This window comes from Bacillus sp. DE0042 (genome assembly GCF_007680225.1).
Lineage (GTDB): Bacteria > Bacillota > Bacilli > Bacillales > Bacillaceae_G > Bacillus_A > Bacillus_A wiedmannii.
In genome coordinates this window covers 132800-145427 of sequence record NZ_VEJP01000006.1, presented here as the reverse complement: position 1 = coordinate 145427, position 12628 = coordinate 132800, and the positions used below count along the sequence as shown (strand labels likewise).

8 protein-coding genes, 1 pseudogene and 1 riboswitch are annotated in these 12628 nt (G+C 38.9%); of the genes and pseudogenes, 4 read left to right on the top strand and 5 right to left on the bottom strand.

Translation table 11 applies throughout. The annotated features are described in order from the left end of the window. Positions 1 to 28: 28 nt before the first annotated feature. Entirely contained in the window at positions 29 to 2029 is a 2001-nt protein-coding gene (locus tag FS802_RS21360) for a YhgE/Pip domain-containing protein (RefSeq protein ID WP_098653697.1), read from the bottom strand. Positions 2030 to 2164: 135 nt separating this feature from the next. On the opposite strand from FS802_RS21360, the gene FS802_RS21355 reads away from it, so the two are divergent. After that, a complete protein-coding gene (locus FS802_RS21355; protein ID WP_000421920.1) occupies positions 2165 to 3049 on the top strand; it encodes a LysR family transcriptional regulator in 885 nt (294 codons plus the stop codon). A 55-nt stretch (positions 3050 to 3104) separates the two neighbouring features. Here FS802_RS21355 and FS802_RS21350 read toward each other — a convergent pair whose 3' ends face one another. After that, positions 3105 to 4190, bottom strand: coding sequence for a transcriptional regulator (locus tag FS802_RS21350; protein ID WP_141545947.1), 1086 nt, complete (start codon positions 4188 to 4190; stop codon positions 3105 to 3107). A 91-nt stretch (positions 4191 to 4281) separates the two neighbouring features. After that, complete coding sequence (locus tag FS802_RS31220; RefSeq protein WP_000283173.1) at positions 4282 to 4431, bottom strand: hypothetical protein; 150 nt, start codon at positions 4429 to 4431, stop codon at positions 4282 to 4284. A 254-nt stretch (positions 4432 to 4685) separates the two neighbouring features. Here FS802_RS31220 and cydA point away from each other — a divergent pair, with 254 nt between their 5' ends. The 3 genes and pseudogenes from cydA (at position 4686) to FS802_RS21335 (ending at position 8728) form a co-directional block, all read left to right on the top strand. Beyond that, positions 4686 to 6041, top strand: a complete 1356-nt coding sequence (gene cydA / locus FS802_RS21345; RefSeq protein ID WP_098720364.1) for a cytochrome ubiquinol oxidase subunit I — start codon at positions 4686 to 4688, stop codon at positions 6039 to 6041. Next, complete coding sequence (locus FS802_RS21340; RefSeq protein WP_000544166.1) at positions 6034 to 7059, top strand: cytochrome d ubiquinol oxidase subunit II; 1026 nt, start codon at positions 6034 to 6036, stop codon at positions 7057 to 7059. The genes cydA and FS802_RS21340 overlap by 8 nt, the downstream gene beginning before the upstream one ends. Before the next feature lie 312 nt (positions 7060 to 7371). Beyond that, positions 7372 to 8728 (top strand): annotated as a pseudogene (locus FS802_RS21335) (arsenic transporter). A 101-nt stretch (positions 8729 to 8829) separates the two neighbouring features. Here the strand turns inward: FS802_RS21335 and thiC are convergent. Further along, positions 8830 to 10590: a phosphomethylpyrimidine synthase ThiC gene (gene thiC, locus FS802_RS21330; protein WP_098094193.1), complete on the bottom strand. Its 1761-nt coding sequence runs from the start codon at positions 10588 to 10590 to the stop codon at positions 8830 to 8832. Positions 10591 to 10703: 113 nt separating this feature from the next. Continuing rightward, a riboswitch (TPP riboswitch) is annotated at positions 10704 to 10819 on the bottom strand. 71 nt (positions 10820 to 10890) lie between these two features. Next, a complete protein-coding gene (lldP, locus tag FS802_RS21325; protein WP_078183255.1) occupies positions 10891 to 12546 on the bottom strand; it encodes an L-lactate permease in 1656 nt (551 codons plus the stop codon). Positions 12547 to 12628 lie beyond the last annotated feature (82 nt).

Genomic DNA, 12628 nt, shown 5'->3' with positions numbered 1-12628 from the left:
CCGGAAAAATCGGATAGCTTCTTTCATTTTAAGAAACTTGTTCTGCATTCGTTTCCCTATGTTGTATATGACTCGTGATCCAAGCAATTCCGCCGGCAACAACGAGATAGCATAACAATATTAAAATTTGCATTTGTAATTGTGACCAATCTCCTAAAGAGATAACATCTTGTAATCCTCTAAGAGAATGGGACATTGGGAGAAACTGTCCAATTTTGCTAAGAACAGCTATATTTAATTCTCCTGGGAAAGTCCCCCCGCTCGTCGCTAATTGCAGGACGAGAAGAGTTACTGCTAAGAACTTTCCAACAAGACCAAATACCGTTACTAGCATAAGAATAAATGTCATGAACGTAAAGGAAATAACGATACTAGATAAAACAAAGAGTGGCACACTTGCAACTTCTAATTTCATAACTCCTAGCACAGCCACATCCACAAGTAATGCTTGAATAAGTCCAATTAAATATACTAATCCTAGTTTATTAATAAAATGTACCGTTCCGCTTACCTTCATATTCTGTCTACGACCAAGCGGTAAAATATTCGAAGCCATAATTCCGCCAACATAAAATGCAAGTGATAAGAAGTATGGTGCAATACCTGAACCGTAGTTAGGCACGTCAGAAACTGTCGACTTCACTAATTGAACCGGTTCTGAGAACATCGTATTGCGTGCATCATCATTGCGAACATCCGCTATCTTCTCTGCGCCCTCTCCTAATTTCGTAGAAAGTTCTTTCGCACCATCGTCAAGTTTAACAAGTCCGTTCGTTAACTGATCAGCCCCGTGATTCAGCTCTGTTCCGCCACTTGCAAGATGATTTACACCTTCTTGCAGGGATGTAAATCCATTTCCCCACTTCGTAAATCCATCTGCTACATTTGCTGCACCATCTGCTATCTTTTTCGTTCCAGCAGTAGCTTCGCTTAACTTAACTCCGAATGTATTCATACCTTCTTCAATCTTATTCTGACCGTCAGCAAGCTTCTTCGCACCTTGTGTCAATTGTTGTTGGCTATTATTTAAAGTGTTTGCTGCCTTAGCTAATCCGTTAGAAGTAGCAATGATTTTTTGAAAAGCAGGATCTTGCTGCACTTCCGGATGACTTTTCACGTACTCTTCTAATTGTTGTTTTACACTATTTGCTGCATTGTCCGCTTTCACTTGCCCTTCAGCAAGTTTCTCACTTCCGTTCACCCATTCATTTGTACCAGCACTTAATTCACTAACCCCTGATTGTAAAGTTTTTTCACCTTGAGCTAATAACTCCATACCACTATGAAGTGAGGTTGCCCCTTCACTCAGCTCATTTGCGCCGCCACTTAAGGCAGATTGGCTAGAAGCAAGTTTTTCACTTCCCTCTTTCACTTTTGATGCCCCGTCACTTAAACGATGAATACCATCTGCAAGCTGATTCGCCCCATTTTTTGCATCTGTCGTTCCTTCATGCAGCTTCTCAGCACCATTACTTGCATCACTCAATCCTTGTGCTAAGTCTTGAAACTTTGAAAAGACCCCTTCTGTATAAGATTTCGTAATACTATTTGAGATTTTTGTTTTCATATTTTCCACAGCTGTCGTTCCAATTTGGGCTGCTACAAAGTTTTTACCTGGATTTACTTTGTACTGCAATTGGGCCGGCTCTGGTTTCTCATCCATAAGCGTACTTACCTTTTTAGAGAAATCCTCTGGAATCGTAACAACCATATAATACTTATCTTCTTTTAACCCTTCATCAGCATTTTTTTCTGATACGAAATGAAAAGCTAGTTCCTTGTTCTCTTTTAAATTTTTAACAAAATCGTCTCCTGCATGAATTGTTTTTTCATCCATAGCAGCGCCCTTATCTAAATTCACAACCGCAACCGGTAATTTATCTAATCGTCCGTATGGATCCCAATATCCCGCTAAAAAGAATCCTGAATAAATTAAAGGAACGATTAACAAAAAAATTAAAGCGATACGTCCATGTTTATGGTGCCACATCGCTTTCCAATCTTTAAATATAAGTTGAATTCCCTTCATGAAACATACTCCTTCTCCTAATTTAACACCATTAGAATGGTTTAACAGATTTACTATACACGTCACTTTTCATACTGTATAATACATCTTTAATTATCAATTCATTCCTTTTGGTCTATAGAAAGGAGATTCAAAATGGAACTTCTTCAATTAAAATACTTTCAGACAGTTGCACGATTAGAGCATATGACAAAGGCTGCTGAAGAATTGCATATCGCGCAACCTTCGCTCAGCAAAACAATCGCTAGATTAGAAAAGGACTTAGGCGTCCCTTTATTTGATCGCCAAGGTCGACAGATCACATTAAACTCTTTTGGGAAAGTATTTTTAAAACGAGTAGAGCGTATTTTTCATGAATTAAGTGAAGGCGAACGAGAAATTAAAGACTTAGCTGAATTACAACAACGCTCTATTACACTGGCAGTTTCTATCCCGAGAATATTACCAGAACTACTTGGTTCTTTTTTACTAGAACATCCTAACGTTCGATTCCAACAGTTTCTCGCATCTACTCCTTCTATGAAACGACAACTAGATAATATAGAAATCGACTTTTGCATTTCTTCTGTGCCAATTGAAGGCGAGGAAATTATGTGGGAACCACTTATTACAGAAGAAATTTTCTTAGTCGTCCCTTCAGGTCATCGTTTATCAGGACGTGAAAGTATCTATCTGCATGAAGTAAAAGACGAACCGTTTATTAGTATGAATACTGGTTACGGATTTCGGCACTTAACGGATGAATTTTGTAAAGAAGCTGGCTTCACTCCACATATCGCTTTTGAAGTAGATGAACCAACCGTGATTAGCGACCTTATTAAGCAAGGTCTCGGCATCGCCTTTGTCCCAAGTTTAACTTTATTAAAAAACTCTACTTTAGCATTAAATAAGTTACGTATTATTGAACCCAATTGCGAGCGAACTATCGGATTAAGTTGGTCGAAGAAACGCTACTTATCAAAAACCGCTCAGCAATTCCGTAAATTCGTAATTGACTACTTCTCCAATATTAGAACGTAAAATTATATCGACTTAGTAAAAAATAAAAGGTGCCACCTCCAGAGGATGGCACCTTCTATTTCTTACTCTTCTCCAATTCCATTTCCGCTAAAAGCGGCAATACGTTATCGAAAATATGCGTATTATTATTTTCACCTGTTACGTATCCACCGTAATATCTACTAAATATATTGTCATTTCGGAATGTGGCCATATGATCATATAATTCCTTTGCAAACTTTGTATCACCTGTTTGTAGTACGTACAAAATCGTTAGTCCGTACGCGGCTGGCGATTCATAATTCACAGTTTGTTTTCCCGTTTCTAAATTGTAACGACCGTATAGTTTTCCATCCTCCTGGAACTTCTTCTTGATAAATTCCAAATAAGCATCTGATGAAAGGCCACCTAAACTTCGATGATATGCAACGTATGATTGGTCAATAAGATTTACTTCTTTATCGTACGTAAATGTACCATCTTCTTTATACTCTTTTGGGAATGCCCAACCATGCCTTGGATAATCCGCTAAAAATTGAACGACTTCCTGATATTGCTGAGCAGAAACTTTGCCGTATTTTTTCATATACGAGAATGCGTGTGGATTTATGTATGATGTAGTTGCAAAATTATTTTGTTTACCTGCATCTGCATCATAATAATCAACGTAATAATTATCTTTCTTATTATAACGAATTACAGCGTCACTCAATTGATCTGCCAAGTTTTTATAACGCTCTTCCTTATACATTTCATAAGCACGATATAATTGTTCTATAATACGAAGATCGTCTATAAGTGCATTTGTAGCTGACTGCATTTCTCCCTTTTCAGAGATTTTCCATATAACAATATGATCCTTATGTACAAAGCTATTTTGAATAACCTTAACTTGTTCATCGAATAACGCTTGATCGTCTTTATCCAATGTATATTGTAGCCATAGTCCTGCTGATTCCGATAAAGCTTCACGGCCTTTCGCTTCACCCGTACCTGCCTTTGTATCCGCTAAACGATATGTGGCAAGCGCCCCATTTTCATTCACCATATGTCTTAAAATAAAATGTTCTGTACGGTTTCCTTGTATAGCTGACCAAAATACAATGCCACCTAAAGCGATTAAGAGAATAACTCCAATCCCTATATATAAACGTTTCCGCAATCTTTTCACCTCCCTAATAAGGCTAGCCTTAATTTTACCAGAACATACGTAAAATTAAAAAAGACAATCTAATAGATTGTCTCCCGTGCCTCTATCCCTCACAAGCCTCTTTAGAAGGTCTATATAGCGATGCCACAAGTCGATCATATTCACGACGCGTAATCTCTTTATTATACAGCTTCAATAATAAATCTCTATGCTCTTTTGAAAATGCCATCTTTTTAATGACTTCAGGATACATAAAACATCCTCTCCATTTCACATAAACTTCTTCACCTCGAAAAACAGAACTTATGTTCGCATAAAAGATTATAAAATATTCCTTACTAAAAAACAAACAAAATATTATTAAAAATTAACTTCTTTCTTTTTAGAATATTCAAACATTATATTACCATATCCACTTTTTAAATACATATATATTTTTGGTAGTTTTTTTGAATAAATCTTCCAATTCAATCAGAAAATAATGGCAAAAAGAAGAGGAGTTTACATATGGATACGGTAACATTAGCAAGAGCATTTTTTGGTTCTTCATTAGCATTCCACATTATCTTTGCAACACTTGGTGTCGGACTTTCATTAATGATTTTTATAAGTGAAATACTCTATCACTGGAAGAAAGATTCCGATTACGCCATTATGGCGAAAAGATGGACGAAGGCTTTTGCCATCCTTCTCGGTGTAGCAATTCCAACTGGAACAATTGTTGGTGTGCAAATCTCACTTCTTTGGCCTGGTTTTGCCAAAATTGTTGGGCAGGTTATTTCTGTTCCCTTTCAAATTGAGATTTTCGCCTTCTTTTTAGAGGCGTTGTTCATGTCTATTTATGTATATGCAGCTGACAAACTACCTCCATTCATGAGATTAATCTCGCTATTCTTCGTCATGATTGGTGCCACGGCATCTGCCGTGCTTATTACATCAGCAAATACATGGATGAATACACCCGCAGGCTTTTCAATGGGGCCAGATGGATCAGTTTTTAACGTTGATCCATGGAAAGCTTTCTTTAATCCGAGTTTTGGCACAAGCGCATTCCACGTTGTGATTACAGCCTATACAACTGGAGCGGCCGTCATTGCCTCTATCGCTGGATTTAAATTATTAAAGAAGAATTTAAGTAAACGTGAAATTGCTTATCATAAAAAAGGACTACTGTTAGGACTCGTCGTGACATTTATTACAGGTGCTACGATGTGGCTTTCGGGACACGAATCGGCGATTGCCTTACATAAGCATTCCCCTGAAAAACTTGCATCTGCTGAAGCTTTATTTGAAACGACATCACATGCACCGTTATCAATTGGCGGAGTTGTAGATCCTAACACACTTGAACTAAACTATGCACTAGAAATTCCGAACATGCTTAGCCTACTAGTGGGACTCGATCCTAACACCGTCGTAAAAGGACTAAAGGAATTTCCACAAGAAACGTGGCCACCATTTTACACACATACACTATTCAACTTAATGGTCGGCACCGCTGCCTTTACTTTTGCAGTTGCAGCAATCGCCCTCTTATATTGGTACTTTGTTTACCGAAAAAAAGGTGCAGAATTACCGAAGTGGCTTCTTTGGGGAGCTGCCGCATGTGGACCAATTATGATGCTCGGTATTGAATTCGGGTGGATTTTCAGCTGTAGTGGTCGTCAACCGTGGACCATTTATGGTATGCAACGGACAGTCGACGCTTCTACACGCGCTGATTTTGTCGGTCCTTTATTTATTCTATTCATCATTTTATATATTGGACTCGGCATTTTAACAGTTTTTGTACTACGGACATTCTTTCAGAAACATCCGCTTACAAATGATTTACATCACGAAGGAGGCGATTCTCGTGCATGAGGAAAGTATTGCAATCATCATCTTATGGGCTCTTATTTTCGTATATAGTATATTAGGGTCCATCGATTTTGGAGCAGGTTTTTGGGGCATGGTATACGCAAAACATCCAACGCTCGCTGCCAAGCTTGCCAATCGATACTTATCACCAACTTGGGAAGTAACAAATACATTTCTCGTCTTTGTCGTTGTCGCTTTTCTCGGTTTCTTTCCGAAAGCTGCTTTCACCCTTGCGACAGTGATGTTCGTGCCAGTTATGTTAATTTTAATACTCATTGCAATTCGCAGTACATTCATGGTATTTGCTTACTCTCTGCCAAAGTATCAATTCCTCCTTCGGGTGATTTCAGGTATTACTGGGCTCTTAATTCCAGCCTTATTAATTACCGTTTTACCCGTTACAGAGGGGGCTTATATTACAATGTCTGAAGGAAAAGAAGTACTCCTGTATGGAAAACTTCTTTCTAGCCCGGTTATCTACTGCTATATGCTCTTTGGGCTAACTTCGGAACTATTTCTCTCCTCTCTCTTTCTTGCTGATTTTGCGAGAGAGCAAGGTTCAGAAGATTCGTATAGAATTTATAGAAGAAACGCCATCATCCTTGGTCCTGCAACACTCGTTACAGCAATTATTGCCCTCGTTGTAATGGATCCGGAAACACACTGGCTTATGCAAGGACTAATAAAGCAATTCCCATGGTTTACAGTTTCTATCGTTTTATTCGTTATCGGATACTCTTCTCTTTGGTGGACAAACAAGAAGTATGGCACACTAGGATACCCTCGCATCGCCGTTTTAGCAGTCGTCGCTCAATATGCATTTGCAAGTTACGCTTACGGTGTCGCGCATTTACCTTATATTATTTATCCTGATGTAACTGTATTTACAAGTTTTACAACGACAGAAACATTCTATGCATTGCTTATCCTATACGCAATTGGAATCGCAATTTTACTACCAGGATTTATTTTCTTCTGGAATTTATTCTTGAAGGATCGAACTTTTTTGAAGGAAAAATAATATATTCGGGGGAGTCTGTTCCAAAAGGCATTTTGGAACGGACTCCTTTTTTCATGTTTTTTCGATAAGTTGATATATTTCAATAATTGCTGATAAAAATTTCATTTACTATCTTACTGCTTAAGCAATTTATAGACTCCTCTCACAATAGTTATTTCACTATTAGTGACACTTGTCCTTTAGCTTGAAAAACACATATTCGCTCTATTCCATTATATGTCTAGTTCTTCTTATTTTTTGCTGAATATACTATCAATACAAACTTGAGACAAGCTACATTTGTTCAAAGGAAAATAGAACGGTAGGCAAAATATGAGCATTGAAATATGGATTACTATTATTGTATTCTTCTTAACAATGATTGTTGTCTTTTGGCGACCTCGTGGCTTAAATGAGGCGTGGCCGGCAGCAATTGGTGCTGGCATTATCCTGATTACTGGACTTGTATCAAAGCCAGACGTCATAGACATTATTAGTAAAATTGGCGGTGCCTCCATAACAATATTAGCGACCATCGTTATGGCGGTTATATTAGAAAGCTTCGGCTTCTTCCACTGGTCCGCAGCAAAACTTGCAAACTTAGCAAAGGGCTCCGGTCGCCGTTTATAATGGTATATTCAATTATTATGTTTTTATGACTCTTTTATTTAATAACGACGGTAGTATTTTAATTACAACTCCAATCCTAATTTTACTACTGAGAAACCTTAAATTAAAACCTCATCAACAAATCCCTTATTTATTAAGTGGTGCTTTAATCGCCACTGCCTCTAGTGCCCCCATTGGTGTAAGTAATATCGTAAACTTAATCGCATTAAATATTGTGAATATGACTCTTTATATGCATACTGCTATGATGTTTGTACCTGCAACATTAGGATTATTATTTATGTCATGGCTTATGTACACAGTTTTAAAGAAAAAACTACCAGAGAAATTACCTGTTTCTTCATATGATATCGAAGAAATGTTCTTCACGAAAAACTTCCATCCGTTAAAAGGAAAAAATTCTGTTGATACGAAACAAAAACGCACAAAATTCATGCTAAAAGTATTAGGTTTCGTCTTCCTTATGCGCTGTCTACTTTTCGTTGCATCCTTCTTATCCATCCCAATCGAAATTGTTGCTGTACTCGGTTCACTCGTTCTTCTCATCTGGAGATGGTACTACTTACGAACAAACCCAGTCGATATTTTGAAAAAAACACCTTGGCATATTTTAATTTTCGCTTTCTCTATGTATGTAATTATTTACGGGCTTCACAACGCAGGATTAACAGCAGCACTTGTAAATTGGCTTGAGCCAGTTGTAAGTCAGCATCTACTCTATGCCAGCTTTGCAATGGGCGGACTCGTTTCTCTCCTCTCTAACGTCTTCAATAACCATCCTGCACTTATGATTGGTACAATCACATTAACAGAAATGGGACTAGACCCAGTCACATTAAAAACTATCTACCTGGCAAACATTATTGGTAGTGACATCGGTTCACTATTATTACCAATTGGTACGTTAGCTTCCCTCATTTGGATGTATATCCTGAAACAAAACAAAATTAAAGTAAAATGGAAAGACTATTTAAGTGTATCCCTTATCGTTATTCCTCTCACAACAGTCGTCACATTATTCCTCTTATACTACTGGGTACACCTCTTCTTCGCCCTATAAACAACAGAAGCCCCCTTTGCTACCGTCTTAGCAAAGGGGGCTTCTTCTATATTTAAGTTAGGTACTACAGTGTGATCAATCAAGTAAAGAGGTGTAACGTATTATTGGTATAAATGACTACCAGTGTCTTTAAATTCTCTCGCTTTCTCTTTCATCCCTTTTTCAATTGCTTCTGTCGTTTCTAAATCATTATCTTTCGCATATTCACGAATATCATGTGAAATTCTCATACTACAAAACTTCGGTCCACACATTGAACAGAAATGAGCCGTTTTCGCACCTTCTGCTGGCAGTGTTTCATCGTGATATTCCATCGCACGTTCAGGGTCTAAAGATAAATTAAATTGATCGCGCCAACGGAATTCAAAGCGAGCTTTTGAAAGTGCATCATCACGCTGATGAGCCGTTTTGTGCCCTTTCGCAAGATCAGCTGCATGTGCAGCGATTTTGTACGTAATAACCCCCGTGCGAACATCATCTTTATTCGGTAAACCTAAATGTTCTTTCGGCGTTACATAACAAAGCATCGCCGTTCCAAACCAGCCAATCATCGCCGCTCCAATTGCCGATGTAATATGGTCATAACCTGGTGCAATATCTGTTGTTAACGGCCCAAGTGTATAGAACGGCGCGCCCTGACAAATATCAAGCTCTTTCTCCATATTCTCTTTAATTAAATGCATCGGTACATGCCCAGGTCCTTCAATCATCACTTGCACATCATGTTTCCAAGCAATCTTCGTTAATTCACCAAGTGTTTCAAGCTCAGAAAACTGTGCTTCGTCATTTGCATCTGCAATCGAACCTGGACGTAATCCATCTCCAAGAGAGAACGAAACATCATACTGCTTCATAATTTCACATATCTCTTCAAAATGAGTGTATAAGAAGTTTTCTTTATGATGGAATAAACACCACTGTGCCATAATTGAACCACCACGTGAAACGATACCTGTCGTACGCTTTGCAGTAATCGGAATGTAACGAAGTAATACGCCCGCGTGAATCGTAAAGTAATCAACACCTTGCTCAGCTTGCTCAATTAACGTATCACGATACACTTCCCACGTTAAATCTTCTGCAATTCCATTTACTTTTTCCAGTGCTTGATAGATCGGTACAGTCCCAACTGGTACAGGCGCGTTACGAATAATCCACTCACGCGTCGTATGAATATTTTTACCTGTAGATAAATCCATAATCGTATCTGCACCCCAGCGCGTTGCCCACGTCATCTTCTCTACTTCTTCTGCAATAGAAGAAGATACCGCAGAGTTTCCGATATTTGCATTGACCTTCACGTGGAAGTTACGGCCGATAATCATCGGTTCTGCTTCCGGATGGTTAATATTCGCTGGTAAAATGGCACGACCTTCCGCGATTTCCTTACGAACAAACTCAGGCTCTACTCCTTCACGAATCGCAACATATTCCATCTCAGACGTAATGATACCATTACGTGCATAATGCATTTGCGTAACATTTGCACCATGCCTTGCTCTAAGCGGCTGGCGGTCCATTTGCGGGAAAACAGGTGTATGTTTCGAAGCCACTTTCACACCGTCATCCTCTGGTTTCACTTCGCGCCCTTCGTATGCTTCTACATCTCCGCGCTCTAGGATCCAAGAGTGGCGTGGCGCCTGCAACCCCTTTTCCAGCTCCACTTTATACGCAGGATCTGTATAAGGACCGCTCGTATCATATACACGAATTGGCGGATTCGGAATACCGTTCGTTTCGCTTTGTTCAATCTCGCGCATCGGCACTTTCATACCCGCGCGTGGTCCATCCACATACACTTTCTTACTTCCTGGTAAACTCGATTTCAATTCAATTTGCTCAGCTGAAACAGACTGTTTCATAACCTTTGTTGCCCCCCCTGTACGTGACAAGGACAAGATATGGCCAGCGTATGCCAAAATAAAAAGAGCCAGGTCCATAAAAAAATAAGGACCTGGCTCATAAAGACATCATTATGTAAAGCCGTTAACTTCCCTACGCTGGTACGAGCCAGATCAGGTCCAAAGGGTTAAGAAGTTCACACGCTTCTCTCTCAGCCTACGCATACGTTAGGCACCCCTAGTTTATCACTGATTTAATTTTCAATACTTTCCCATCATACACGATAATCTGAAAAATGCAAAGTTTATTTCTTTTGTTGTTTATGGAATCATCCACGTTAAATAATATGCCTGTACATACGTCATAATACCAACAATAATTACGAAGAATAAACTATGCTTCACTGTAAAGCGGAATAAATCTGATTCTTTTCCAGCAAGTCCAACTGCCGCACAAGCAATCGCAATCGATTGCGGAGAAATCATTTTTCCTGTTACACCGCCCGTTGTATTTGCTGCAACGAGAAGTACTTCAGATACACCGACTTGCTGCGCTGTAATCGCTTGTAAATTCGAGAACAGTGCATTCGCTGACGTATCGGATCCTGTTAAAAATACACCGATCCAGCCTAGGAATGGTGAGAAGAACGGGAATAGTCCGCCAGTTCCTGCAAGTGCTAATGCTAATGTAGAAGATAGACCAGAATAGTTTGCGATAAACGCGAATCCTAATACGAATCCGATAGATAGAATTGGCATCTTAAGCTCATGTAACGTTTCTTTAAATGTTACTACTGCATCTTTTGCACTCATTTTCAAAATAAAGATAGAAATGATACAAGCAATTAAAATTGCTGTTCCCGTCGCTGATAAAATATCTAATTTCAAGATTGCTTCATACGGCGTCGGTTTATTTACAATTGGTTCTGCTTTCATTACTAAATTGTGTAAGCCTGGAACATCAAACTTAAACACAAGGCTTTCCAAAGCACCGCCTGGAGCAAATAACGCTTTAAAGAAACTTTGGCTCCAAATGACTACCATCACAGTTAAAATAATGAATGGAGACCATGCTTTTACTACTTTTCCTACCGTTAGTTTCGGCATAGATATCGCCGTTGCTGCTACTTCACTATTTGCTTCTTTAGACTGATAGATTTCTTTCGGCTGCCAAACTTTTAAGAATAGCGATAAACTCACTAAACTTACAAGTGCTGACGTAATATCCGGAAGTTCTGGTCCTAAGAACGTCGCTGTAATGAACTGCGTAATTGCAAATGAGCTACCTGCTACAAATAGAGCCGGCCATGTTTGTCTTACCCCTTTAAATCCATCCATTAAAAATACGATAAAGAACGGAACAAATAATGATAAGAACGGTAATTGATGCCCAGCCATTTGTCCAATTTTATGCGGATCAATACCTGTTACTTGTCCAGCAACTGTAATCGGAATTCCCATCGCTCCGAACGCTACTGGTGCCGTATTTGCGATTAAACAAAGACCCGCTGCATATAAAGGATTTAACCCAAGACCTGCAAGAAGCGCTGCGGTAATCGCTACTGGTGCACCAAATCCTGCTGCCCCTTCCAAAAATGCTCCGAATGAAAAACCGATTAAAATAACGAGTAAACGATGGTCATTTGTAATGGATAATACAGATGCACGAATCACATCGAATTGACCTGTTTTCACAGATATTTTATATAAAAATACCGACATAATGATAATCCAAGCAATTGGCCATAGTCCGTATAAAAAACCATATCCCGTCGCTGCCATCGCCATCGTAAACGGCATCTTATAAGCGAATAACGCAACTAAAATTGTAAGTACAACTGTAATAAATCCTGCCACATACCCCTTCATGCGGAAAACTGCTAAAGCTAAGAAAAAAAAGATAATCGGAATAAGTGCGACCGCTGCCGAAATCCAAATGTTTCCGAACGGATCATAAACTTGTGTCCATGTGTTCATTGTTCTCTCCCCCTAAAGAATCCCCTTTTAAATAGAATAACCTCATCAATAGACTATCAGGTCATCATACCTTTAAGTCTAA